This is a genomic window from Aestuariibaculum sp. YM273 (assembly GCF_030908365.1).
In the GTDB taxonomy this organism is placed as follows: domain Bacteria; phylum Bacteroidota; class Bacteroidia; order Flavobacteriales; family Flavobacteriaceae; genus Aestuariibaculum; species Aestuariibaculum marinum.
In genome coordinates this window covers 1,010,507-1,036,745 of record NZ_CP133090.1, presented here as the reverse complement: position 1 = coordinate 1,036,745, position 26,239 = coordinate 1,010,507, and the positions used below count along the sequence as shown (strand labels likewise).

Here is a 26,239-nt window from a genome sequence, read left to right as displayed (position 1 = left end):
TTTTGAATACCATAAAAAGAGTTTTAGCAAAGATAGGAGAACTAAATTACACTTGGTTATATCTAAAACAATTGACCTCATGATCGTTAACCATGCCGGTGGCCTGCATGTGGGCATAAATAACTGTCGAGCCAACAAACTTAAACCCTCGTTTTTTTAAATCCTTACTTAGGGTATCACTTATGGGGGTTGTTGCAGGAGCTTCTTTGTAATCTTTAATTTTGCTTTTTATAGGTGTATCCTTCACAAAACTCCAGATATATTTACTAAAGCTTCCAAATTCTTCCTGAATAACCATAAAGGCTTGGGCATTGGTTACAGTAGCTTTTACTTTAAGTTTATTTCTTATAATGCCCGCATCTTCCAGCAGGCTATCTATTTTAGATTGCTCGTAATTCGCTATCTTTTTGTAATCGAAGTTATCAAACGCTTTTCTGAAGTTTTCACGTTTTCTTAAAATGGTAATCCAACTTAGTCCGGCCTGAAAGGTTTCTAAAATTAAAAACTCAAAAAGCGTGGCGTCATCATAGACAGGAACGCCCCATTCTTCATCGTGGTAGGCTTCATAAAGTGGGTCGCCAACACACCAGCCACATCTGTGTTTTTCATTCATTGTATTTTCTGTAAGGATTTATGTAAAAGTATGACAAAAATCATTTTAAATGAAGGAGTGACCATCTAATTTTGTCCCAGATAATAGCACAAACTATGAAGTCAATAATAAAAACCAGTTTAGATCGTAGTATGTCGTATGAGGCATACAGAGATTTAGTAAAACGTTTAGCCGAAGAGCATTCGACTACAGGATCCGAACAAACCGAAGGTCATAAAGATTTTACCAAACTTAATGACAGACGTATGAAACGTTGGGATAAAACGATAAAAATACCTGAGGTTTCTCAAAAGCGTATTTCTAAGTTGACTCAAGATATCACCTGGTTGGTTATTGCTGAGAGTTGGTGTGGTGATGCCGCTCATGTTTTGCCAGTACTTAAAAAGATTGCCGATGTTAACCCACATATAACATACCGTGTGGTGCTTCGTGATGAAAATCCAGATTTGATGGATGCCTTTTTAACTAAGGGTGCACGATCCATACCCATGGTAATTATTATTGACGACAATACAGGTGAAGTGTTAAATACTTATGGTCCAAGACCAACAGAGGCAACGACATATGTACAGCGGTTTATTGCTAAAAATGGAAAATTGACTCCTGAATTTAAAGAAGATTTACAGCATTGGTATAATAGTGACAAAGGACAAAATATTGTTAATGATGTCACCGAAATACTATGTGGATTAGAATCTAAGGTTTGCCTATAAAGTTAAAGGTAATTGTTCCGACTTGTGAAGGCTTCGAAGCGTCTTCGCTAAAAGTGGCTTCTCTGGCATATTCCAGAGCGTGTTCCTTCAGGCATTGATTGTCTGAAGTCGATGACCCGTTTATAGAAGTTTCGGTAACAGTGCCTAGCGAATTTACAGTGATATTAACAACAATTTTTCCGCCTTCCTCACATAGGTAAATTGGGGTAGGCATAAAGTTGTGCGTTCTGTCTTTAAGAGAGTAACTCATGGTACTCTTCTTGTTAACGCCTTCGCTTTTTTGCTGTTTTAGAAGGTCACTTACTTTATTGAAGGCCGATAATTCTTCTTGTTTTATCGCTTTATCTTCCGAAAAATATTCACCTAAAGCATTTGTGTTATCACTGTCGCCGGTATCTGTATTAGTATTGGTTTTCGGTACGTAATCTTCGGGAGGTGCTATGGTTTTATAGGCTTGAGCAAAATGCTTGCTGTTGTCAGTTTCATTAAAGGCCTGATTGGTTTCCGCTTTACTGCCTTGTAGTTGTTCTAAAGCTTCCAAAACTTTAATTTCTTCTTCAGTTAATTCCTCTTCAGGCTCCATTTCATAATAGCTTTCTGCTATTTGTTCGCTTTGCTGTTTTAAGTGAAGATTGAATACAAAAAGGATGACGGTTCCTGTGATAAGAAGCGTAATGAGTAGGGCTTTATGTTGATGTGTTAGGCGCAAATCGAGTTGTTTTTTTGGGTGATTCTACTCGAAATATACGTAAAATTACTCAATTTGGTTGTTTAGCGAACTTATGAAGTCTTCAATGCTTACTCCTTCTTTAATATCAAAATCACCTATTTTTGTACGCCTTAACGCTGATAAATGGCCGCCGGAATTTAGCGCTTTTCCAAAATCGTGAGCTAAAGAACGAATATAGGTGCCTTTGCTGCAAACCACTCTAAAATCAACTTCCAAGCCATTAATGTTAGTGATTTCAAATTCAGCGATATTAATGTTTCGAGGTTTAATTTCAACATCTTCACCAGCACGTGCAAATTCATATAAACGCTTGCCGTCTTTTTTTAATGCGGAAAAAACAGGCGGGTATTGCTCAATATCTCCAATAAACTGTTTGGTGGTTTCTCTAATTAAATCTTCTGTAATATGCTCTGTCGGAAAGGTCTCGTTGATTTCAGTTTCTAAGTCGTAAGACGGTGTCGTACTTCCTAAAACAATGGTCCCAGTATATTCTTTTATTTGCGCTTGAAACGAATCGATTTGTTTGGTCATTTTACCTGTGCAAATCACCAATAATCCAGTGGCTAAAGGGTCTAATGTACCGGCGTGACCTACTTTAATCTTTTTCAGTTTAAAGGCTTGCTTTATTTCCCAGCGCAGTTTGTTAACCACTTGAAACGAGGTCCAGTTTAGAGGTTTGTCTATGAGTAATACTTTACCCGCTTGGAATGCTTCTAGTGAGTTCATATTAGCTGTTTAAAATTGAAAATAGAATTGCAATTAATCCAACAATAGCACAGTATACCGCAAAATAGGTGAGTTTGCTTTTTTTAACTAAAGCAATCATCCAGGTGCAGGCAAATAAACCAGCTATAAACGCTGCAATGAAACCAATAGAAAGCGATGTAAAATGTGTGCTGTCATACGTTAGGTCCCCACTTAAAATATCTTTGGCGATCTTTCCAAAAATTAATGGTACGACCATTAAAAATGAAAACCGTGCGGCTTTTGTTTTATCGTTACCAAGTAAAACCGAAGTTGATATGGTTGCTCCCGAACGTGAAATACCAGGAAGCATAGCAATGGCTTGAGAAATGCCTATAACAAACGCATTTGTGAAAGATACTTTTTTATTGGTGTCTTTGGCTTTATCTGCAAAGAATAGTAACGCTGCCGTTATAATTAACATGCTTCCAACTAACAAAATATTACCACCAAAAAGTGCTTCTAATTGTTCTTCAAAAAATAAGCCGACAATAACAGCGGGAATCATGGAAACAACAATCTTGGCAACAAATTGTAAATCGTCATTCCATTTAAACTGTAATGCCCCTTTAATAAGTTCCAGAATGTCTTTTCTAAAAACAACAATGGTACTTAAAGCGGTGGCAAAGTGTAAAACAACTGTGAAAAGAAGACTTTCTTCCGGGACAGACTGGTCGCCTAAAATGGCTTTTCCTATTTCTAAATGTCCACTTGACGATACTGGTAAAAATTCGGTTAGCCCTTGAATAATACCAAGAATGATAGCGTTTATTATATCCATGGGGCAAAAATATTAAAATAGCGGTATAATTGGTGGTCGATAGTCGAAACTTTAAATGATTAATTAGTATTTTGTTTGATAATCAAGATTGGATTTTATTCTTAATATCATGAAAATTATTATTGCGCCCGATAAATTTAAAAATTCCTTATCTGCTTTAGATTTTTGTGAAGCTACTGAGAGAGGTATGCTTTCTGTAATTCCTGATGCTGATATATTAAAATTACCTTTAGCCGATGGCGGGGATGGGACCATTGATGTTGTAAATTATTATCTGGCTGGAGAAAGAGTAAATGTTACTGTACATAATCCGTTTTTTAAACTGATTCAAGCATCATATCTATATGCTGAAACTACTAAAACTGCCTTTATTGAAATGGCGGAAGCTTCCGGATATAAATTGCTAAAACCTGAAGAACTTAATTGTAAACAAGCAACGACGTATGGTACAGGAGAATTGATTCTTGATGCCATAAATAAAGGGGCTAAAACTATTATTTTGGGTATTGGAGGGAGTGCGACCAACGATTGTGGTATTGGTATGGCTAAGGCTTTAGGGTATCGGTTTTTAGATGATTTTGATGAAGGTGTTAAGCCGATTGGTGTAAATTTAAGTCGTATACAATCTATTGATAAATCTCATGTGCACCCTAAACTGAAAGACGTTGAATTTAAAGTGGCCTGCGATGTGAGTAATCCGTTATATGGAGAGCAAGGTGCCGCAAGAGTCTATGGGAAACAAAAAGGAGCGTCTAATGACGATATTGAAATGTTGGATAGGGGGTTAGAAGATTTTGCAAAAGTGATACAAAAGACTTTTCATATTAATCCGCAAGAAGTGAAAGGAGCAGGGGCTGCTGGAGGCATGGGAATTGCTTCAAAAATATTTTTGAATGGCGATTTAAAACCAGGTGTGGAATTAATAAAAGAATTAGCCGATTTCGATAATAAACTTCAGGGTGCTAATTGGATTATTACTGGTGAAGGCTGTTTAGATGCGCAAACTTTATCGGGTAAAACGATTCAAGGCGTGCTGTCTTCCGCGAAAGCGAAACAAATACAAGTTGCTGCCTTTTGTGGCGATATTAAATTGCCAGAACAGGACATAAAAAACTTAGGAATAGATTATTCCGATAAGGTGTTAAATTACAGTAAAACTACTGAGGACGCTATGAAAAATGCCAAACATTATGTGAGCCATATGGCTAAAGTGTTTGCTGAATTTTTAAGTAAATAATTACTTTTCGGGGTTTAGTAAAATGGCATACATCTCGATGCCAAAACCTAAAAGTACCAACATTGGTGCTAAACGAATACGACGAAAACTGAAGATATCCGGGTTAAAAACATTAGGGTCGTCACTACCACCGCCCGACATTAAAATAAAGCCTAAAGCGATACAAGCCAAACCAATAAACATGAATTTGTAGTTCTTCTTTCCGAAAATAAACTGACTTTTATTAGCGTCTTTTTGTTTTTGTTCTCCCATAATGTATGTAAAAGTGTAACGCAAATTAACGTATTTATTTAAAACATAAACGTTAACAGGGTTATAAATTATCTAATAATATAACTCGTCGGTTTTTAAATTCAAGAAACGCTGCGTTGCAAAATGTGTACTAATCCATGTAATCACAATCCCTAAAGCAAATACAAAAGCAAATAGTAAGACCACTAAAATAGGTGCGTTAAGTAAGCCTAATTCTGGGAACATTTTGTTAACGTAAAATAAAACAATACCCATGCCTATAAGTGCAAGAACGGCACCAATAACTCCGAGGCGTACACTTTTCCAAACAAACGGACGACGAATAAATTGTTTTGTCGCGCCCACCATTTGCATGGTTTTAATAGTGAATCGTTTGGAGTATACAGACAGTCTTATAGAACTGTTAATTAATAATACCGCAATTAAAGTGAAAATGCTACTCAATACCAATACCCAGAAGCTTATTTTTTTAACGTTGTCGTTCATCAAGTTTACCAAGTCGTTATCGTAAGTCACTTCGTCAACAAAGTTTTTAGATGAGGCTTCTGCAGAAATTTTTTCTAAATGTTCAGACGTTACATAATCGGCTTTAAGATGTACATCAATAGAATTTTGTAAAGGGTTGTACCCCACAAAATCCATAAAATCTTCTCCGTTTTCAGCTTTCATAAATTCAGCCGCCTGTTCTTTAGAAACATATTCGGTAGACTTTACGTAATCGGCCATGGCCAGACTTTTTTCAAGCTGTTTGGTTTCTACATCTTTCGCCGAATCTTTCAAATAAATGGTAACAACCACCTGTTCTTTAAAATGATCGGAAACTTTTTTAGCATTAAGAACCAAAAGGCCTAATAATCCTAATAAAAATAAAACCAAAGCAATACTTAAAACCACTGAAAAGTACGATGATATAAGTCGGCGTTTTTGGTGTTTCTCGAAAGATGAACTCATATAAATGTGGGATTAACGATGTAAAAATACTAAAAGAAAAAGGAAAACTATAATTTAATTATTTGCAAAGTAATTCCTTTTCAATAGTATAACTTTTAGAAAGGAAAATTGTTGTTTATAGTATTGATTTTAGGTGTTGATAAAGGCTTTTTCGTAATCTTCAATATAACAGTAGGTTGCCATTTTTTGTGTTTGTTGGCATGGTTGTTGAAAACGTCAAACTAAAATCGAAAAACAAACATTATGAAAAAGAACATTCTAATTTTAGCCCTAGTCACATTAGCTGCATTTTTTAATCAAGCTCAGGCGCAACGTTATAATCAGAGGTATAGTGGTAATGCTAATTATGTATTTGGTTTAAAAGCCGGATTAAACGTATCGTCCTTTCAAGGCGGTAACGATGGTATAGCTAGAAACAGTTTATTAGGGTATCATATAGGTTTAACTGCCGAGAACAGAATAAATAGAAACTTTGCTATTCAACCCGAGTTTCTGTTTTCACGTGTTGGAGGTGAAGAGATATATTCAGATGGTCTTCAGGCACGATATTACTTAGATTATGTTTCGGTACCGGTGATGGCTAAATTCTATTTAGGTGATCAGTTGAGTTTAGATTTCGGCCCGCAATTAGGATTCTTGGTTAAAGATCGAGCTAACTACAGTGACGATTATTACGACTACGATGCTGGTGCCAATACGTTTGATTTAGGATTTAATTTTGGTTTAAGTTTAAACCTGGATCGCTACTGGTTTGCTCAGGCGCGATATAATATTGGTGTAACCAACGTTTTTAATAATCCGGATGCCCAAAACAGTGTATTCCAGTTTTCAATAGGTCGCCGATTTTAATTATTGAGTTTAGCCAATAAAAACATCTGGAAAAATGGGATATTGTCATTCTGAATTTATTTCAGAATCTACATATTAGGTTTTAATTGAATTAGAATCTGAAACGAGTTCAGATTGACAGTAAGGGGGTGTTTAGATAGGTTTCTTTTTTTGCGGTTTGCTTACCAGATAAACCCCAAAGGCTACTAAACCACAACTCAATATTTTAACCAGATTAATGTCTTGCGCATATTGAGTTTGCATAAAAACAAAAGCCATAATACTAACCATAATAAAACTCACTGCTGGTTGTAAATACACATAGCTACTGGTTACCGAAGGCGCTAAATGGTTAAGTGCATAGATGTTGAAAAAATACGCCAGAAAGGTGGTAAAGATTACCACATATCCGATGGTTAAATAGGTGTCTAAATCAAAACCAGAAAAATCAGTTTCCAAAAAGGCGTTAATGCCAAACGGGAAGACATATAAAAATCCGAAAAGGAAAATCCAGCTCACTACGGTCATGACGTTGTATTTATGCATCAGTGTTTTGGCGAGTACCAGATATAATCCGTAGCTGCAAGCATTCAGTAAAATGAATAAGTTTCCTAAAAAGGAGCTGGTTCCAACGGCTTTGTTTCCGTAAAGTATTAATAGAACGGCACCAATAGCTCCTAAAGTAATACCTATAATTTTGTTTTTAGTGATGCGTTCTTTCAGAATAAAATAGCTGAATACTAAAACAATGACCGGTGTTGCTGTTGTAATAATAGAGGCATCAATAGGCGAGGTTAAGTTGATGCCGTGAAAAAACAAACTTTGATTTAAGGCACCTCCAAACAACCCGCAAAGGGCCAAGCGTAAAAAATCTTTCTTTTCAACTTTTTCCTTGACAAATAGGAATTTAATCAACCAGAATAATAAAACACAACAGGCCAAACGAATAAAAACAAAGGCTGTCGGACCAATTTTATCGGGCATTACGCCTTTAGCAATAATGTAATTGGCGCCGTAAATAATGTTGGCTCCTAATAATGCTAAGTGTGCTTTGGTGGTGTCTTTTATCAAGGTCAGATAATTTAAGCTGCGAAATTACAAATTGTCTTTAAAAAGCAAGCTTAAAGGATTGTTATATTATTCGTGTCAAATTCAATTTTATTAATTGTGTATAAAGGCTTTCTGTTTTCTGAAGAAACCGTAAATTTGCGCTTTTAAAAAGCAGAATGACAATAGGATGAATGCCTGTTGAAAGAATAATATATAAGTAGATGAAATACGATTTCAATCAAATCGAGAAGAAGTGGCAAGAATACTGGGCCAAAAATCAAACGTTTAAGGCTGAAAATCATTCAGACAAACCTAAATATTATGTGTTAGACATGTTTCCTTACCCGAGTGGAGCCGGATTACACGTTGGGCATCCGCTGGGATATATTGCCTCAGATATTTATGCACGTTACAAACGTCACCAAGGGTTTAACGTATTGCATCCGCAGGGGTATGATAGCTTTGGTTTACCGGCAGAGCAGTACGCGATTCAAACAGGGCAACATCCTGCCATTACTACAGAAACGAATATTGCAACTTACCGTCGTCAGTTAGACCAAATCGGTTTTTCATTCGACTGGTCTCGTGAGGTTCGTACGTCTGATCCAAGTTACTATAAATGGACGCAATGGATTTTCATTCAGTTATTCAATTCATGGTACAATAACGAGGCAGAGAAAGCGGAAGACATTTCAGAATTAATCAACATTTTTGAAGCTGAAGGAAATGCAAACGTTAATGCCGTTTGTGATGATGCTGTTGAAACCTTTACAGCTGAAGAGTGGAAGGCATTTTCATCGAAAGAACAACAGGAAATTTTATTACAATATAGATTAACCTATTTAGCAGAAACCGAAGTAAACTGGTGTCCCGCTTTAGGAACGGTATTAGCAAACGACGAGATTGTTAACGGCGTTTCTGAGCGTGGTGGTCATCCGGTAGTGAGAAAGAAAATGACGCAGTGGAGTATGCGTATTTCTGCATATGCCGAGCGTTTATTACAAGGTTTAAATACAATTGACTGGACAGATTCATTAAAGGAAAGTCAGCGTAACTGGATTGGTAAATCGGTTGGTGCAGCAGTGACTTTTAATGTGAAAAATCATGATGAGGTAATTGAAGTTTTCACTACACGTCCTGATACCATTTTTGGAGTGAGTTTTATGACTTTAGCACCAGAACACGACTTAGTATCTAAAATTACAACGCCAGAGCAAAAAGCTGAGGTTGAAGCTTATATTGAAGCGACTGCAAAACGTAGTGAGCGTGAGCGTATGGCCGATGTAAAAACCATTACAGGTGCTTTTACCGGGGCGTATGCTGAGCATCCGTTTACTAAAGAGCCAATTCCGGTTTGGATTGGTGATTACGTATTAGCAGGTTACGGAACAGGAGCAGTCATGTCTGTGCCATGTGGCGATCAGCGTGATTACGATTTCGCGAAGCATTTCAATATCGAGATTCCAAATATTTTTGAAGGAGCCGATATTTCGGAAGAAGCCTTTGCCGATAAAGAAAAAACCATCATTGCCAATAGCGATTTCTTAAACGGACTGAACTATAAAAAAGCAACCAAGCGCGTTATATTCGAATTAGAGCAGCTAGGTCAAGGTATTGGAAAAACCAACTACCGCTTACGCGATGCGGTATTTAGTCGCCAACGTTATTGGGGTGAGCCGTTCCCAGTATATTATGTAGATGGGATGCCACAGATGATTGATGCGGCGCACTTGCCAATTCAATTGCCGGAAGTAGAAAAGTATTTACCAACTGAAACCGGAGAACCTCCATTAGGTAATGCTACGGTTTGGGCTTGGAATACTGAAACAAACAAAGTTGTTTCTAACGAGTTAATTGATCATAAAACTATATTTCCATTAGAGTTAAATACCATGCCGGGTTGGGCGGGAAGTTCCTGGTATTTTAACCGTTATATGGATGCTAATAATACGGAGGCTTTTGCAAGTCAGGAAGCGTTGAATTACTGGAAAGATGTCGATTTATACATCGGTGGAAGCGAGCACGCTACAGGCCACTTGTTATATGCGCGTTTCTGGCAAAAATTCTTATTCGATAAAGGGGTTGTGCCTGTTGATGAGTTTGCTAAAAAACTGATTAACCAAGGGATGATTCTTGGAACAAGTGCTTTTGTGTATCGTGTTGAAGGAGAAAATAAATTCTTATCAAAGGGATTAATCGAGGGGCAAAAAGTTCAACCAATCCATGCAGATGTAGCTTTTGTTAATGCGTCAGATGAATTGGATATTGAAGCTTTTAAAAACTGGAGAGAAGAATTTAAGGATGCTGAATTTGTTTTAGAAGACGGTGTTTATAAAGTCGGTCGCGAAGTTGAAAAAATGTCGAAATCGAAATACAATGTGGTGAATCCAGACCAGATTTGTATCGATTACGGTGCCGATTCTTTACGTTTATACGAAATGTTCTTAGGTCCATTAGAGCAATATAAACCTTGGAATACGGCTGGTATTACGGGGGTTCATGGGTTCCTTAAAAAACTTTGGAAGCTTTATGTAGACGATAACGGCTTAAAAGTAACCGATAGCGAACCAAGTAAGGACAGCTTAAAAACGCTTCATAAAACTATAAAGAAAGTACAGGAAGATATCGAGAACTTCTCGTTTAATACTTCGGTGTCCACATTTATGATTGCGGTTAACGAATTAACAGCTCAAAAATGTACCTCTAAAGCTGTTCTAGAGCAATTGTTAGTGTTAATTTCACCTTATGCACCCCACATTGCAGAAGAATTATGGAGTCAGTTAGGATATAACGAATCGATTTCTACAGCAGCCTTCCCTAAGTTTGATGAAAGTCATTTAGTGGAGAGTAGCAAAAATTACCCAATTTCATTTAATGGTAAAATGCGTTTCACCTTAGAGTTGCCGTTAGATATGAGTAAGGAAGATATCGAAAAAACGGTGTTGGCTCACGAAAAAACTCAGGAGCAATTACAAGGCAGGACCCCTAAAAAGGTGATTGTTGTACCAGGTAAAATTGTGAATATTGTGGGCTAAATCTTTAGCTTAAAATACAAGTAATAATACGAAAGCATTGTGCATTTTTATATTGCGCAATGCTTTTTTTGTATCTATTTATAAATCAAGATGTTATTTGTTTGTGTTTTAGGGGTTTAAATTGAAGAATCTCTAATCTAAGTCTACTAAATCGATAGTATTTATTTATTTCATAATTTAATGTTAAAACGGTTAATAATAATGTATTTAAAACAGACATTTGCTGAAAATTACCAAAAGGAGTTATTTGGTGTAAATATTTTATAACTAACTTTTTAAATGAATTCAAAATGAAAATTGGTGTTCCTATAGAAATTAAAAACAATGAGAACAGAGTAGGGATGACACCTTCAGGTGTATTCGAACTTACTAAAAGAAACCACGAGGTTTACGTGCAAAAAAATGCAGGTTTTGGTAGTGGATTTTTTGACCAAGATTATATCGATGCCGGAGCAACTATTCTGGAAACCATTGAAGAGGTTTATGAGGTAGCTGAAATGATTGTTAAGGTGAAAGAACCTATTGAGCAGGAGTACAGCTTAATTAAGAAAGATCAGGTTGTATTTACTTATTTTCATTTTGCATCAAGTGAAGCACTTACAAAAGCAATGATCGATAGTGAATCGGTTTGTATCGCTTACGAAACTGTAGAAGATGCAGACGGTTCTTTACCGTTATTAGTGCCAATGTCTGAAGTTGCAGGTAGAATGTCTATCCAACAAGGTGCCAAATATTTAGAGAAACCAATTAAAGGACGCGGAATTTTATTAGGAGGTGTTCCTGGAGTAAAACCTGCTAATGTATTAGTATTAGGTGGTGGTATTGTGGGTATCCAAGCCGCTAAAATGGCAGCTGGTTTAGGTGCTAATGTTACTATCATGGATATTAACATGAAACAATTACGTTACATCGCTGATATCATGCCAGCTAACGTAAATACGGAATTCTCTAGTGAGTACAACATTAGAAAACACTTACCAAAAACAGACTTAGTAATTGGAGGTGTATTAATTAAAGGCGCAAAAGCACCTAAATTAATCACTAAAGATATGCTTAAAGACATGCGTCCAGGAACAGTAATCGTTGATGTTGCTGTAGATCAAGGTGGATGTTTTGAAACAACTCATGCAACAACACACCAGGATCCTACTTACATTATTGATGATGTAGTACACTACTGTGTGGCTAACATGCCAGGTGCTGTACCTTACACGTCTACTGTAGCGTTAACTAACGTAACATTACCTTACGTTATTAAATTAGCTAACGAAGGATGGGAGCAAGCATGTGCTAACAATGCGTCTTTAGCAAAAGGTTTAAATGTTGTTAAAGGAGACATCGTTTATAAAGAAATCGCTGAAGCTTTCGGTTTAGAGTTTTTAGCGTCTTAATACATTATTTTTAATAAAGCTTAAAGCGGGAGATCTAGAAATAGATGTTCCGCTTTTTTTTATACCGTTATTTTAACACTTTTTTGGGTGCTGACAGAATATCATACCTACAAGATTGGCGCTATTTTTGTTATATTTAATGACATAATTAAAAAAGAAAACAATGTTTGGATATTATATATTAATAGGAGCCATCGCTTTAGTAAGTTGGCTGGTAAGTAACACATTAAAACGTAAGTTTGAGCAGTACTCGAAAGTGCACTTACGAAATGGAATGACAGGAGCTCAGATTGCTGAGAAAATGTTAGCCGATCACGGTATTAGAGATGTTGAGGTGATTTCTACACCAGGACGTTTAACCGATCATTATAACCCAAAAAATAAAACGGTGAATTTAAGTGAAGCTGTATACCATCAGCGTAATGCAGCCGCAGCAGCTGTTGCCGCACATGAGTGCGGTCATGCGGTGCAACATGCTCAGGCTTACGAATGGTTAAAAATGCGTTCAGCATTGGTTCCTGTGGTTAGTGTAACTTCTGGAATGTCACAATGGTTAGTGATTGGAGGTTTAATTCTTGGTGCTGCCGAAAGTGCTGGTATGGGATTCTATATTGCCGTGATTGGTTTGGTATTTATGGCTGCTGCGACCTTATTTAGCTTTATTACCTTACCTGTAGAATACGATGCTAGTAATCGAGCTTTAGCTTGGCTTAAGAATAAAAACATGGTCTCGCAGGAGGAATATAAAGGTTCTGAAGATGCGCTAAAATGGGCCGCTAGAACATATCTTGTAGCTGCCATAGGTGCCTTGGCAAACTTATTATACTGGGGATTACGGGTATTAGGTGGTTCGAGAGATTAATAAAACGACAAAATAATAATAAAGCCCTGAAGACATTCGGGGCTTTTTCGTTTCTTTACTCGATAATCGAGATTATAAAGTTTTACCTTTAGATCAAATATTCTTTTTTCAATATCATCAAATGAAATCACCAGAATCTTATTATAAAGAGCATTTAGAAATTTATACAGCCGAAGCGCAAAAGTACTATAGAAAAATGACAGGATTAAGTAGTCTGCGTTTATTGGTTTTTCTGTTGACGTCAGGTGGAATTTATCTGTTTTTTTCTCAATGGCAGGTAGCTGTCGCAATTGCAGTGGTTGGTATTTCAGCATTTATTTTTTTATTGACGAAATATAACGATGTTAAAGCCAAACGAAATTTTAATAAGGCGTTAGCCGAACTGAATAAAGAAGAACTTAAAATTTTATTGGGAGATTTCCACCATCGTGATGAAGGTTTGCAATTTCAGGATCCGAAACATTTTTATAGTTTAGACATCGATTTGTTTGGTCGTGGGTCTTTCTTTCAGTTTGTTAACAGAACCACTAATAATGAAGGAACTCAGACCTTAGCTAATTTGTTAAAGGCTAATAATATTGAAAATATTGAAGTCCGTCAGAAAGCCATAAAAGAGCTTAACGAAAAACCGAAGTGGCGTCAGTATTATTCAGCAACCTCTAGTTTGGTGCATGCTGAAACGCCCGCAAAACAAATTATAACCCGGTTAAAGGGCTATGAGTCGTTTTTGCCAAAATTTATGAAATGGCTGCCATTGGTATTTACATTGGTAACTATCGGTCTGGCGGTAGGTGCATTTATAGATTTTAAGTTTACAGCTTACCTTGGCTATTGGTTACTTGTAGGCTTGGGTGTTAGCGGTGGCTATCTTAAAAAGATAAATATTCTGGCCTCAAATACAGATAAAGTTAAAGATACCTTTAGGCAATACGCCCTCTTGTTAGATTTAATCGAAGAGGAAACCTTCACTTCAGAATTATTAAAAGAGAAACAACAGCAAATTCAGTTGGGAGACGAAAAAGCTTCAGTAATTTTTAAAGCTTTTTCCAGATCTTTAGATGCGCTCGATAATCGAAATAATTTAATCGGCGCTATCTTTGGAAATGGGTATTTTCTAACCGATTTAAAAAACAGTTATCGTATTGAAAAATGGATTGAAAAGTACGGACATAAAGTAGCTGATTGGTTTGAAGTCGTAGCCTTTTTTGATGCTTATAATTCATTGGGTAACTTCAATTTTAATCATCCGGAATTTGTGTTTCCTGAAATCATAGAAAACGGACCAACGATTCAGGCAGAACAGTTGGGTCATCCATTATTAAACAAGGAAAAGCGTGTAGATAGCGATGTGACTATTAATAATGAACAGTTTTTTATTGTTACCGGTGCAAATATGGCAGGTAAAAGTACCTTTTTACGAACCATTTCGTTACATATTGTTATGGCTAATGTCGGATTGCCGGTTTGCGCTAAGTCGAGTACCTATTCGCCAATAAAACTCATTACCAGTATACGAACAACCGATTCGTTAACCGATGATAGTTCCTATTTCTTTTCAGAATTAACACGCTTAAAATATATTGTCGATACCATTAAAAACGAACGTTGTTTTATTATTTTAGATGAAATTTTAAAAGGCACCAATAGCACGGATAAAGCCATTGGTTCTAAAAAGTTTGTCGAGAAATTAGTCGCTTCTAAGGTTACGGGTATTATAGCAACACACGATTTAAGTTTATGTGACATAGAGGAGGAACTCGATGCTGTAAAGAATTATTATTTTGATGCTGAAATTTTAAACGACGAGCTCTACTTCGATTACAAATTAAAAAAAGGGGTTTGCCAGAATATGAACGCCTCTTTCTTATTGAAAAAAATGGAAATTGTTTAGAAAATTATAAACTTCAATATATTGCATCAATTGAATAAGTTAGTATCTTTAATCTAACTAACAGCCTGTTATCTTATGCAAGATCAATTGAAAATAGCCCTTATTCAATCCGATTTGGTTTGGGAAAACCCCAAAGCTAATCGTAAGCAATTCAAAGAGAAAATTGAAACTATAAAAGGCGAGGTAGATCTCATTGTTCTTCCTGAAATGTTTACCACGGCCTTTACTATGAATGCCAAAAAAGTAGCTGAGACTATACAGGGTAAAACAGTCACTTGGATGCAGACTATTGCTAAAGAAACCAATGCGGCAATCATGGGGAGCATAATAGTTGAGGAGGACACATTGTATTATAACCGGTTGTTATTCGTTGAACCTTCAGGAGAAGTAAGGTGGTATGATAAACGTCATACATTTACCTTAGCAGGCGAGGATAAAGTCTATTCTAAAGGAGATAAAAAGGTTATTATAGAATACAGAGGTTGGAAAATTTGTCCGCAGGTATGCTACGATTTACGCTTTCCGGTTTGGGTTAGAAATATTGAAGATTACGATGTGTTGATTTATGTTGCTAACTGGCCGAAGCCAAGAATTTTCGCCTGGGATACCTTGTTGAAAGCGCGTGCTATTGAGAATATGTGTTATTGCATTGGGGTAAATCGTGTTGGACTTGATGACTTACAAAATGAATATTGTGGTAATTCTGAAGTATACGATGTGTTAGGTAATGCCATTTCTAAACTAAAATCTAACCGAGATATGATAGATGTGGTTACACTAGAGCGCAACCACATTAATTTTTACCGTAATAAGCTTAAGTTTTTAGAAGATAAAGATGTGTTTACTCTCCAATAAAATTAAGAGTTTCTTCTAGGCCCCAATCCGCTCGAATTTCTATTTCTTTAAAGAAACTGACTTCTTCAGGTTGAACTTTCTTTAAATAGTTTCCGGTATCAAATATGCCATTACCATTGCTATCATGAATAACTCGAATATAAAAAATACCGGCAGGTAAATTTTCAAAATCTACAACCCCTGCTTTAGCTGCTGTTTGTTCGTATTTTACATCGCCTTTTTCATTAGTTAATTGAATAATGAGAGGGAATGTAGCATTTACCAAATTAAAACGCACATAACCAAACTCTGATGATTTCTTAGTTCGCACTGTGTAATTTAAAGTGTCAGTATTTTTGTTGTCGAAGAAATCGGTTAGCGCATCAGGGAATATTTGAATTTTATAATTGTTGTCTTCAGTCTTTTTAAAATCGATCGCATAGGTGTTGTTCAGGCTGTCTAGTTTTGTAGTAAAATCTACTTGTGCTGAATCCTTATCAATTAAATTGACTTTAGATGTGTCGAAACTTACAAAAGGAATATTTCCTTTAATTTTAAAAGTTTCTGAGATGCTTCCGGCTGGAATACTTTTAATAATTAACGAATCTTTATCCTGAGGACGAATTTTAACAGTGTAGTCTTTTTTAAATTCAGGGTGCGTCACTACAAAAATTAAAGAATCGATATCTGTTTTTGGCTTGTACCAATAGTTTAGTGTATCTGTTTTTTCTTCTTTAGTAATGCGGTGTTCAAATTCAGCTGGCACATCAGAAATTAAATTAATATCCATACCTTCTACGTTACCTTCGTAACCAAAAGCTATTTTTTGTTGTGCAGCAATAAACGGACGCGTAGCCTTAAAATCTAAAGTTTCTTTAAATAGTTTTATAGTATAACTTGAATCGGTAGGTACAGTAATAAGGTTATCGTAAAACCCAATTTGATCAGTTTTTTGCTGAAATTTATTATCACCATTGTTATCCTTTAAAGCCATTAATAAATATTTCCCCGCTTTAATGTTTTCAATATTAAACGTCGTTACACTATCTAAAGTGTTGGTGATATAGGTTGGAACTTTTCTGTATACAATAGAATCGTTAAAGGTTGAGTCTACTTCGTATAGTCCTACATTAACAAACGTTTCGGGTTGTTTTTTAAGGGCATCGATAATAGTTCCTTTTACTGAAAGCGAATCGATATAACTTCCTGTTGAAAACACATAGCGATAGTATGGATATGGGTTACCTTCATTATTATCGGTAATGCTATTACCAAAATTGAACGCATAAGTCGTGTTTGCTTTTAACGTGTCTTTAATTTTTATGGTAATAAATTTACTCGCGCCTCCAAGAGGTGTGACCTCTGGCTGATATTCCATAGGCGGCGAAATAATAAGCTGCTTTTGTAAATCTTTTATCTTGATATATTCATCAAAATAAATCTTGATTTCATTGCTGTTAAAATTGGTTGTAAAATTTTCAGGTAACGATTTTACAATTTGTGGAGGTGTTTCATCTTTAGGTCCTCCGTCTGGAGTGCCACGATTCGCACAGTTAGCTAATAACAAGCCTATTAAGGCTAATAAAATAACATTTGAAAACGTTTTATTCATTACCTGTTTTAAATTTTTAGCAAACCTACATAATTTTAAAGATATAACGACTAACTGTTTAGGCTATTGCCATGGTAGCAATGCTTATTTTTACATTCTTTGCATGGTTTAATACATTAATACAAGCCTCTAAAGTCGCTCCGGTGGTAATCAGGTCATCAACCAGTAATATATGTTTGCTTTCTATATGTTTTGGGTTTTTTAGTTGAAATAATTCGTTGTTATTGTTCCATCGGGCAATTCGAATTTTATTTACTTGCGACTGGGTGTTTGTTACCTTCACTAAAACATTGTCTTGGTATTCGGTATTTAAAGCTTCAGCAATGTGTTGTCCGAATTTCGCAACCTGATTATAGCCGCGTTTTTTCAATTTCTTTTTATGTAACGGTACCGGAATGACCATGTCAATATGTTGATATTGCGATAGTGAGCTTAGTTCACCGCCTAACCAATCACCAAGGGTAACACCTATGTCTTCGTAGCCTTTATATTTCAGGCCATGAATAAGTTGTTGAACGAGACCTTTCTTTTTAAAACGAAAAAGTGCCGTAGCATGTTCTATTTTGGCGCGACCATAAAGTACTTTTTTAACAGCATCGGAATTATCAAAATGGAAATTGGTAACCGGTAAATCATGTCTGCATTGCACACAAATAGTTTTTTCATTATCATTTAATGTGTTTAGGCAGGCGTAGCATACTTTTGGAAATAATAAATTGATAACAGATTGAAACATTACTTGCGAAAAAATGGGTTCTATAAACTTAATCAAAAATTTAATGCATTGCACGCTTAATTTTTAATGAAGAATTCCATTAGTTAGCGGCGGTTTTTTATTTTTGCAGCATGGCAAATCAAGATGATCAATTTAAAAAGGTAATCTCTCACGCTAAGGAGTATGGTTACGTGTTTCAGAGTAGTGAAATCTACGATGGATTAAGTGCAGTTTACGACTATGCACAAAATGGTGCAGAATTAAAGAAAAACATTCGCGATTACTGGTGGAAAGCCATGGTGCAGATGAATGAAAATATAGTAGGAATTGACGCTGCTATTTTTATGCATCCAACCACATGGAAAGCTTCAGGTCACGTTGATGCCTTTAACGATCCTTTAATTGATAACAAGGATTCTAAAAAGCGTTACCGTGCGGACGTTTTAATTGAAGACTACTGTGCTAAAATTGAATCTAAAATAGATAAGGAAGTCACTAAAGCGGCGAAACGTTTTGGTGACGCTTTCAATAAAGAAGAATTTGTATCTACAAATCCTCGTGTTTTAGGATATCAGGAAAAAATAAATACCATACTTTCTCGTATGGCAAAGTCTTTAGAAAATGAAGATTTAGCCGATGTGAAAGCCCTTATAGAAGAGTTAGAAATTGCCGATCCGTTAACCGGAAGTAAGAACTGGACCGACGTGAAGCAATTCAATTTAATGTTCGGAACCAAGTTAGGAGCTTCAGCTGAAAGTGCGATGGACTTATACTTACGTCCTGAAACGGCTCAGGGTATTTTCGTGAACTTTTTAAACGTTCAGAAAACCGGCCGTATGAAAATACCATTTGGTATCGCGCAAACCGGTAAGGCGTTTAGAAACGAGATTGTTGCCAGACAATTTATCTTTAGAATGCGTGAGTTCGAGCAAATGGAAATGCAATTTTTCATTAAGCCAGGAACGCAGCAAGAGTGGTACGAGCATTGGAAAGAAACCCGATTAAAGTGGCATTTAAGTTTAGGAATGGGTGAAGATAATTACCGTTTCCACGACCATGAAAAATTAGCGCATTATGCCGATGCTGCTGCCGATATCGAGTTTAAATTCCCATTCGGATTTAAAGAATTAGAAGGAATTCACTCGCGTACCGATTTCGATTTATCACAGCATGAAAAATTTTCTGGTAAAAAATTACAGTATTTCGATCCGGAAGAAAATAAAAGCTATGTGCCTTACGTGTTAGAAACCTCTATTGGTTTAGACCGTATGTTCTTAGCGGTATTCTCGAACTCGTTACAGGAAGAGGAATTAGAAAACGGAACGACAAGAACTGTTTTGAAATTACCAAGTGTTTTAGCACCTGTAAAAGCAGCTATTTTACCATTGGTTAAAAAGGATGGTTTACCAGATGTGGCTCGTAAAATTATTGAAGACTTAAAATGGGATTTCAATGTGGTTTACGATGAAAAGGATGCTGTTGGGCGCCGTTACAGAAGACAAGATGCCAACGGAACGCCATTCTGTATCACTGTAGATCACGATACCTTAGAAGATAATACCGTAACCATTCGTCATAGAGATTCTATGGAGCAGGAACGTGTTAAAATTGAAGATTTAAGAGATATCATCAAGAAAGAAGTTGATGTACGTAACTGGTTATTAAAAATGAAATAATCTGAAAATACTTCAGAATGTAATAAATGAAATGCCTGAGAACCTCTCAGGCTTTTTTTGTACCCTATATTAGATAAATTTGTAAACCGATAGCCCAATAGTTTTAGTTATTTTAGCAAGCATTTCAATCAAAACAATTTAAATAATGAAAACATACAGTTTAGTTTTTGCCGTTTGTTTAGCCTTTTTTAATCAGGTCGTGGCACAACATTCCGATTTAGAAACCCAACTTTTCGATCTGCCAGATGTGAGTTTCGAAAAAATTGATACACCTGAGGGGTATCAATCGGCTTATGTTTTAAAAGTAAAACAGCCTATCGACCATTCCGATGCATCGAAAGGATATTTTCAACAGAAAGTATATTTATCTCATTTAAGTTTTGATGCGCCGTCGGTTATTATTACTCAGGGGTATACCAAAGCCAGAAATAGTATTTTCGAACTTTCCGATATTTTAAAAGCCAATCAAATAGATGTCGAGCATCGTTATTTTGGCGATAGTTCACCAGAAAATATAGATTACGACTATTTAAATTTGAAGCAAGCTACGGCCGACTTGCACCATATTAGAGAGCTTTTGGGTGAAATTTACAAAGGAAAATGGGTAAGTACAGGCGTGAGTAAAGGTGGTGCCACCACTATATTTTATCGCTATTTCTATCCGGATGACGTTACAGTGAGCGTACCTTACGTAGCGCCAATTAATGACAGTTTTGAAGACGAGCGTATTTATAAATTCTTCGATACTATTGGTACAGCTAAGTGCCGAAATAAGATTGAAAACTTTCAGAAAGATATTTTAAAACACAGAAAAGAAGTTTTGCCTTTGCTTGAATTTTATAGTTTGGGACAAAATGTACATTATACTTATGTTAACGATGAACAGGCTTTTGAATTGTCGGTTTTAGAGTATCCGTTTTCGTTCTGGCAATGGGGTTCGAATTGTGACGAGATTCCATCGAAAAACGCTCCAATAGAAGAGAAAGTGAAACACTTAATAGAAGTGGCTGATATCGTATTCTTTTCAGATGAAACTATGGAAAAATACGCTTCACATTACTATCAGTCTGCTGAAGAATTTGGATATTATGGTTACGAAACCAAAGATTTTAAAGGGTTGTTGAAAGCCTTACCAAAAGATAAAAACACCCATGCGGCCTTTACACCCAATCATATGAAAGTCGATTTTAAAGGCGGTGAATTGTTAACCGATATCGGGGAATGGTTAGAAACTGAAGGTAATCATTTTATTTATATTTATGGCGGAAACGATACGTGGTCGGCTACCGCTGTGCCTAAAAGTGATGCTGTAGATTCACAGTGGTTTATTTTAAAAGGAAAGCATCACGGTAATGCCAGAATTAAAAACTTTACAACCGCGGAAAAAGAACGTTTTAATAAAACGATTAATGACTGGTTGGGTATCAACCTGAACTAAATTTGTATCTGGCGGTCTATTTGTTGGTCTAAAGAAATCATCGATTCTGTTCTTAAAACACCAGGGATAGTCTGTATGTCTTTATTTAATAAATGCATTAGGTGGGCATTGTCTAAACAAATCAGCTTGATGAAAATGTTGTAATTACCAGTGGTATAGTGACATTCCAATACTTCAGGTATGCGTTTTAAAGCCTTAACAATAGACTCGTTGTTCGTCGCATGGTCTAAATAGATGCCCACAAAAGCCATGGTATTGTATCCCAATACTTTTGAGTTAAGAATGAATTTAGAACCAGAAATAAGTTTCGATTTTTCAAGTTTTCGTAGCCTTTGATGAATTGCAGCACCAGAAATCCCGACATTACGGGCTATTTCTAAAATAGGAGTACGAGCATCGCTGGTTAAAGCCCTTAGTATTTTCTTATCGATACCATCAATAGTGATGGTTTTAGTTTTTGCCTTCATTCATTTCAAATTAGAATATAAATGTAATTATTTAGTTTTAAAATGAAAGAATAAAGGGGTTTATATGTTTAAAGGGTTATAGCCGAAGTAGGGGACGTCTTTTTCTTTAAATTGAATGCCATAGGTTTCCAGTTCTTTTAAAATAGGTGTGTAGACTTCTTTGGTTATAGGTATTTGAACACCAGGGGTTTTAATTTTTCCATTTAAAATGGCCAATGTAGCTATAGCAACTGGTAAGCCAACTGTTTTGGACATGGCTGTATAGGTTTGGTTTTCGCCTAAAACAACCATGCTCGAATCTATTTGATACTTTTCTCCGTTTAATTCGTAACCAAATTTATGGTACATCACAATCATATCTCTGTCTTCTTTATCCAAAGTCCAGCTATCCATCAATATTTTTTGGAGAATTTGTGCCGGCGTGGCTTTTTTTAATTCCACTTGTTTGGTGCTACTAAAAATATCCAATTCCAGAAGCTTATCCCACATAATATCATCCTGATCAATTTTTAATTGATGACGTAATTTCAATTCAACAGAATCTGTAGGACTATAAGGTAAAAAGGAATTGATAAAATCTCGGTAACTCATATGTTCGCTATCGTCGATGGTATAGCCGTCATCAGTCATACCAAGTGCTACAAAAATATTCCAGGCACGACTAAAGCCTACACGACGAATGGTGCCTCGGTACAAAGTTTTAATATCGTTCAATCCATATACATTTTGATATTTTAAAGAGTCCCGGTTGGCGTAAACTTCAAACCGTCCGTAATCTTCAATATCAATAAATTCGGTGCGACGGAATAAACGATTATATGGGATATATTTATAGGTGCCTTCCTGTAAAAATTTAGCGGCACCACCTTGTCCGGCAGTCACAACATTTCTTGGATTCCAGGTGAATTTGTAATTCCATAGGTTATTATCACTTTCAGGAGCCACTAAACCTCCCGTAAACGATTCAAATAAAATCATTTTTCCGCCTTTAGCACGAATTCGGTCAATGACTTGCATGGCACTCATATGGTCGATACCTGGATCGACACCAATTTCATTCATGAAAATAAGCCTTTTCTCTTTGGCTTCTTCATCTAAAGCCTGCATTTCTGGACTAATATAGGATGCAGTAACCATATTTTTGTTAAAAGCAATACAGTCTTTAGCAACTTCAATATGAAAGCGGGCAGGAAGCATTGAAATCACAATATCGGCCTTTTGTATGGCTTGTTTGCGATGTTCTTCATTAAAGACATCTAACTGAATAATATCAACTTGTTTATGCTGCCCAACCAGTTTTTTTGCATGTTCTGTATTTAAATCACCGATGGTGATGTGAAGGTTTTCAGATTGAGATTTATCGAGTAAATATTTTAGCAGGTAAGTGGTGGATTTACCTAAACCAATGACTAATATGTTTCGCATAATGAGTTTAGTTGAGTAATTTTGTATGGACTAATTTAGTAAATACAAAACGTATTTGTTTAAAAAATAGAATTTTGATATGAACAAACGAGTATTAATCACTGGAGCTGTTTTAGGGGTGTTAAGTGTAATTCTTGGTGCTTTTGGTGCTCACGGACTTAAGACTTTGGTACCTGCAGAGGCTATAAACACTTTTGAAACTGGTGTACGTTACCAGATGTATCATGCTTTTTTGTTGCTGTTTGTGGGGATTGTTCCTAACGTATCGGTAAAAGCAAAAAATACACTTCTTTATTTGGTTGTTGCTGGTGTCATTTTGTTTTCGGGTTCTATTTATGCATTAGCGACAAATACGTTAACCACATTCGACTTTAAAACCATAGGATTTGTAACGCCGATAGGAGGGTTATTCTTAATAAGCTCCTGGATATTCTTGATTATTAATTTCGTAAAAAATAATTATTAAAAGAAGTTAAAATCAAGAATAATTAAAAATTATTATACTAGTTTTGTCAAGTAAATAATTTTAAACTAAACTATGGAAAACTATAGTCAAATTACGAAAACGATTTCGTTGGAGAAATATGGAATTAAAAATGCCGATGTAAGGTATCAGTTAACACCAGAAGAATTGCATAAAATAGCTATTGAAAAAGGGCAGGCTGTTGAAGCATCTTCAGGAGCTTTGGCTGTTAATACCGGAGAGTTTACAGGACGCTCACCTAAGGACAGATTTATAGTTAAAGACGATGTGACACGCGATCGCGTTTGGTGGGGTGATATCAACATTCCATTTGAAGCGGATAAGTTTGATGCTTTATACGATAAAGTAACAGATTATTTATCGAACAAAGAGGTGTTCGTAAGAGATAGTTATGCTTGCGCCGATGCCGATTACAAATTGAATATTCGTGTTATTAATGAATATCCTTGGAGCAACCAGTTTGCTTACAACATGTTTTTAAGACCTACTGAAGAGGAATTAGTTGGTTTTGATCCTGAATGGACGATTGTTAATGCGCCAGGTTTTATGGCAAATCCAGAAGAAGATGGAACCAGACAACACAATTTTGCCATTTTAAATTTTACAAGAAAGATTGCGCTTATTGGAGGAACTGGATATACAGGGGAGATTAAAAAAGGAATTTTTTCTGCTTTAAACTTTATTCTTCCGGTTTATAAGAATACGTTACCAATGCACTGTAGTGCCAATGTTGGTAAAGATGGAGATACTGCCATTTTCTTTGGGTTATCAGGAACTGGAAAAACAACTTTATCTACCGATCCAAACAGAAGTTTGATTGGTGACGATGAGCATGGTTGGACAGCCGAAAATACCGTGTTTAATTTTGAAGGTGGTTGTTATGCCAAGGTAATTAACTTATCGAGAGAAAACGAGCCTGAAATTTATGATGCCATTAAAAAAGGAGCTATTCTTGAAAACGTGATTCTTGATGCCGATAAGAATGTAATTTTTGAAGATACCTCTATCACCCAAAATACAAGGGTAAGTTATCCTTTAAACCATATTGAAAATATTCAGGTACCATCAATAGGAAAAAATCCGAAGAATATTTTCTTTTTAACCGCCGATGCTTTTGGCGTGTTACCTCCAATTTCAAAATTAACACCAGCTCAGGCAGCGTATCATTTTATTTCTGGTTATACGGCAAAAGTAGCTGGAACAGAAGCAGGAGTAGTTGAGCCACAGCCTTCGTTTTCAGCGTGTTTTGGAGCACCATTTATGCCGCTGCATCCAGCGAAATATGCAGAAATGTTGAGTGCTAAAATGACCGAATCCGGAGTTAATGTATGGTTGGTCAATACCGGATGGACCGGAGGACCTTATGGTGTGGGGACTCGAATGAAATTAAAATATACACGTGCCATGATTAATGCCGTGCTTAATGGCGATTTAGGGTTATATAATTACGACGATTATCACATTCACTCTGTATTTGGAGTAGCGCAGCCTAGATCTTGTCCGGGAGTGCCAACATCAGTGTTAAGCCCGAGAGCTACTTGGAATGATGATGAAAAATATTATACTACAGCATTTAAATTAAGTAATGCATTCCGTGAAAACTTTAAAAAGTTTGAAGCACACTGTAGTGAAGAAATCCGTCGTGGAGGACCACAACGATATGCTTTTTAACTTTACCAACTAAACTAAATACCAAAAGAAAAGGGCTGATTTTTAAATCAGCCCTTTTTTATTTGTTTAGTCAACGGGTTATTTTCCTTTGTTTACTTTTTCAATGTATTTTTCTAAAGCCATTGTCATAGAAGGGGTTTCAGGGGTCGGTGCAGCAATATCTACACGTAATCCTTTTTCCTCAACCGCTTTAATGGTCGTATTTCCAAATACAGCAAGACGAGTGTCGTTTTGCTTGAAATCTGGGAAATTATGGAATAAAGATTCAATACCAGAAGGGCTAAAGAATACTAAAACATCATAAGTTACATTCTCTAAATCAGAAAGGTCACTAATTACTGTTTTGTAGAAAGTGGCTTGTTTCCAATCGACTCCTAAAGCATCTAAAGTGTTTGGCACTTCATCTTTTACTTTATCAGTGTTTGGTAATAAAAATTTCTCGTCTTTATACTTTTTAATTAAAGGAGAAAGCTCAGAAAAAGTACGTTTACCTACATAGATTTTACGCTTTCTATAAACAACATATTTTTGAAGATAAAAAGCAACAGCTTCAGACTGACAAAAATACTTCATAGTATCAGGCACCTTAAAGCGCATTTCATCAGCTACTCTAAAGAAATGGTCTACAGCGTTTCTACTTGTTAAAATAATGGCAGTATACTTGCTTAAATCAACTTTTTGTTGTCTAACCTCTTTCGCTGGAACACCTTCAACGTGGATGAAAGGGCGAAAGTCTATTTTTACTTTTTGTTTCTCTATTAAATCGAAGTAAGGCGAGTTTTCTATTTTAGGTTCTGGTTGAGATACTAAAATGGTTTTCACTTTCATGGGCGCAAGTT

At 36.0% G+C, this 26,239-nt stretch carries 24 protein-coding genes; 12 read left to right on the top strand and 12 right to left on the bottom strand.

The window, feature by feature from the left end:
• Positions 1-46: 46 nt before the first annotated feature.
• Positions 47-613 (bottom strand): DNA-3-methyladenine glycosylase I, encoded by a 567-nt coding sequence (locus RBH94_RS04340; RefSeq protein WP_307882539.1) that lies wholly within the window; start codon positions 611-613, stop codon positions 47-49.
• A gap of 95 nt (positions 614-708) precedes the next feature.
• Between RBH94_RS04340 and RBH94_RS04335 the strand changes: the two genes are divergently transcribed.
• Positions 709-1,326, top strand: coding sequence for a thioredoxin family protein (locus RBH94_RS04335; protein WP_307882538.1), 618 nt, complete (start codon positions 709-711; stop codon positions 1,324-1,326).
• Here the strand turns inward: RBH94_RS04335 and RBH94_RS04330 are convergent.
• Genes RBH94_RS04330 through RBH94_RS04320 form a run of 3 tightly spaced genes read right to left on the bottom strand, consistent with a single transcriptional unit; the run spans position 1,310 to position 3,581 of the window.
• Entirely contained in the window at positions 1,310-2,035 is a 726-nt protein-coding gene (locus tag RBH94_RS04330) for a hypothetical protein (protein WP_307882537.1), read from the bottom strand. The genes RBH94_RS04335 and RBH94_RS04330 overlap by 17 nt on opposite strands.
• Before the next feature lie 45 nt (positions 2,036-2,080).
• Positions 2,081-2,782 (bottom strand): tRNA pseudouridine(55) synthase TruB, encoded by a 702-nt coding sequence (truB, locus tag RBH94_RS04325; RefSeq protein WP_307882536.1) that lies wholly within the window; start codon positions 2,780-2,782, stop codon positions 2,081-2,083.
• Position 2,783: 1 nt separating this feature from the next.
• Complete coding sequence (locus RBH94_RS04320) at positions 2,784-3,581, bottom strand: undecaprenyl-diphosphate phosphatase (RefSeq protein ID WP_307882535.1); 798 nt, start codon at positions 3,579-3,581, stop codon at positions 2,784-2,786.
• A 109-nt stretch (positions 3,582-3,690) separates the two neighbouring features.
• On the opposite strand from RBH94_RS04320, the gene RBH94_RS04315 reads away from it, so the two are divergent.
• Positions 3,691-4,818 carry a glycerate kinase gene (locus RBH94_RS04315; RefSeq protein WP_307882534.1) on the top strand — a complete coding sequence of 376 codons (1,128 nt, stop codon included), beginning with the start codon at positions 3,691-3,693 and terminating at the stop codon, positions 4,816-4,818.
• Here RBH94_RS04315 and RBH94_RS04310 read toward each other — a convergent pair whose 3' ends face one another.
• Entirely contained in the window at positions 4,819-5,070 is a 252-nt protein-coding gene (locus tag RBH94_RS04310) for a DUF3098 domain-containing protein (RefSeq protein ID WP_188214574.1), read from the bottom strand.
• Positions 5,071-5,142: 72 nt separating this feature from the next.
• Positions 5,143-6,021 carry an ABC transporter permease gene (locus RBH94_RS04305; protein ID WP_307882533.1) on the bottom strand — a complete coding sequence of 293 codons (879 nt, stop codon included), beginning with the start codon at positions 6,019-6,021 and terminating at the stop codon, positions 5,143-5,145.
• 243 nt (positions 6,022-6,264) lie between these two features.
• Here RBH94_RS04305 and RBH94_RS04300 point away from each other — a divergent pair, with 243 nt between their 5' ends.
• Positions 6,265-6,870 carry a porin family protein gene (locus RBH94_RS04300; RefSeq protein WP_307882532.1) on the top strand — a complete coding sequence of 202 codons (606 nt, stop codon included), beginning with the start codon at positions 6,265-6,267 and terminating at the stop codon, positions 6,868-6,870.
• Between the two features lie 132 nt (positions 6,871-7,002).
• Here RBH94_RS04300 and RBH94_RS04295 read toward each other — a convergent pair whose 3' ends face one another.
• Complete coding sequence (locus RBH94_RS04295) at positions 7,003-7,920, bottom strand: DMT family transporter (RefSeq protein WP_307882531.1); 918 nt, start codon at positions 7,918-7,920, stop codon at positions 7,003-7,005.
• 200 nt (positions 7,921-8,120) lie between these two features.
• On the opposite strand from RBH94_RS04295, the gene leuS reads away from it, so the two are divergent.
• The 5 genes from leuS (at position 8,121) to RBH94_RS04270 (ending at position 15,933) form a co-directional block, all read left to right on the top strand.
• Entirely contained in the window at positions 8,121-10,934 is a 2,814-nt protein-coding gene (leuS, locus tag RBH94_RS04290; protein WP_307882530.1) for a leucine--tRNA ligase, read from the top strand.
• A gap of 290 nt (positions 10,935-11,224) precedes the next feature.
• Positions 11,225-12,325, top strand: coding sequence for an alanine dehydrogenase (gene ald / locus RBH94_RS04285; protein WP_307882529.1), 1,101 nt, complete (start codon positions 11,225-11,227; stop codon positions 12,323-12,325).
• 163 nt (positions 12,326-12,488) lie between these two features.
• Complete coding sequence (locus tag RBH94_RS04280; RefSeq protein ID WP_307882528.1) at positions 12,489-13,187, top strand: zinc metallopeptidase; 699 nt, start codon at positions 12,489-12,491, stop codon at positions 13,185-13,187.
• 121 nt (positions 13,188-13,308) lie between these two features.
• The gene (locus tag RBH94_RS04275) at positions 13,309-15,078 is read left to right on the top strand and encodes a DNA mismatch repair protein MutS (protein WP_307882527.1); all 1,770 of its coding nucleotides are present in this window, start codon (positions 13,309-13,311) and stop codon (positions 15,076-15,078) included.
• 75 nt (positions 15,079-15,153) lie between these two features.
• On the top strand, positions 15,154-15,933 hold the full coding sequence (locus tag RBH94_RS04270) for an amidohydrolase (RefSeq protein ID WP_307882526.1): 780 nt from the start codon (positions 15,154-15,156) through the stop codon (positions 15,931-15,933).
• On the opposite strand, the gene RBH94_RS04265 is transcribed toward RBH94_RS04270, so the two are convergent.
• Complete coding sequence (locus RBH94_RS04265) at positions 15,920-17,524, bottom strand: Ig-like domain-containing protein (protein WP_307882525.1); 1,605 nt, start codon at positions 17,522-17,524, stop codon at positions 15,920-15,922. The two genes, RBH94_RS04270 and RBH94_RS04265, sit on opposite strands and share 14 nt — an antisense overlap.
• A 58-nt stretch (positions 17,525-17,582) precedes the next feature.
• The gene (locus RBH94_RS04260) at positions 17,583-18,260 is read right to left on the bottom strand and encodes a ComF family protein (protein WP_307883135.1); all 678 of its coding nucleotides are present in this window, start codon (positions 18,258-18,260) and stop codon (positions 17,583-17,585) included.
• Between the two features lie 110 nt (positions 18,261-18,370).
• Here RBH94_RS04260 and RBH94_RS04255 point away from each other — a divergent pair, with 110 nt between their 5' ends.
• Positions 18,371-19,915: a glycine--tRNA ligase gene (locus RBH94_RS04255; RefSeq protein ID WP_188222923.1), complete on the top strand. Its 1,545-nt coding sequence runs from the start codon at positions 18,371-18,373 to the stop codon at positions 19,913-19,915.
• A 145-nt stretch (positions 19,916-20,060) separates the two neighbouring features.
• Complete coding sequence (locus RBH94_RS04250; RefSeq protein ID WP_307882524.1) at positions 20,061-21,353, top strand: S28 family serine protease; 1,293 nt, start codon at positions 20,061-20,063, stop codon at positions 21,351-21,353.
• Here RBH94_RS04250 and RBH94_RS04245 read toward each other — a convergent pair.
• Complete coding sequence (locus RBH94_RS04245) at positions 21,350-21,820, bottom strand: Lrp/AsnC family transcriptional regulator (RefSeq protein ID WP_307882523.1); 471 nt, start codon at positions 21,818-21,820, stop codon at positions 21,350-21,352. The two genes, RBH94_RS04250 and RBH94_RS04245, sit on opposite strands and share 4 nt — an antisense overlap.
• Before the next feature lie 60 nt (positions 21,821-21,880).
• Entirely contained in the window at positions 21,881-23,245 is a 1,365-nt protein-coding gene (locus tag RBH94_RS04240; RefSeq protein ID WP_307882522.1) for a saccharopine dehydrogenase family protein, read from the bottom strand.
• Between the two features lie 79 nt (positions 23,246-23,324).
• Here RBH94_RS04240 and RBH94_RS04235 point away from each other — a divergent pair, with 79 nt between their 5' ends.
• Entirely contained in the window at positions 23,325-23,711 is a 387-nt protein-coding gene (locus tag RBH94_RS04235; protein ID WP_307882521.1) for a DUF423 domain-containing protein, read from the top strand.
• Positions 23,712-23,783: 72 nt separating this feature from the next.
• Positions 23,784-25,400, top strand: a complete 1,617-nt coding sequence (gene pckA, locus RBH94_RS04230) for a phosphoenolpyruvate carboxykinase (ATP) (protein ID WP_307882520.1) — start codon at positions 23,784-23,786, stop codon at positions 25,398-25,400.
• 78 nt (positions 25,401-25,478) lie between these two features.
• Here pckA and RBH94_RS04225 read toward each other — a convergent pair whose 3' ends face one another.
• The gene (locus RBH94_RS04225; protein ID WP_188222928.1) at positions 25,479-26,228 is read right to left on the bottom strand and encodes a uroporphyrinogen-III synthase; all 750 of its coding nucleotides are present in this window, start codon (positions 26,226-26,228) and stop codon (positions 25,479-25,481) included.
• Positions 26,229-26,239: the final 11 nt, after the last annotated feature.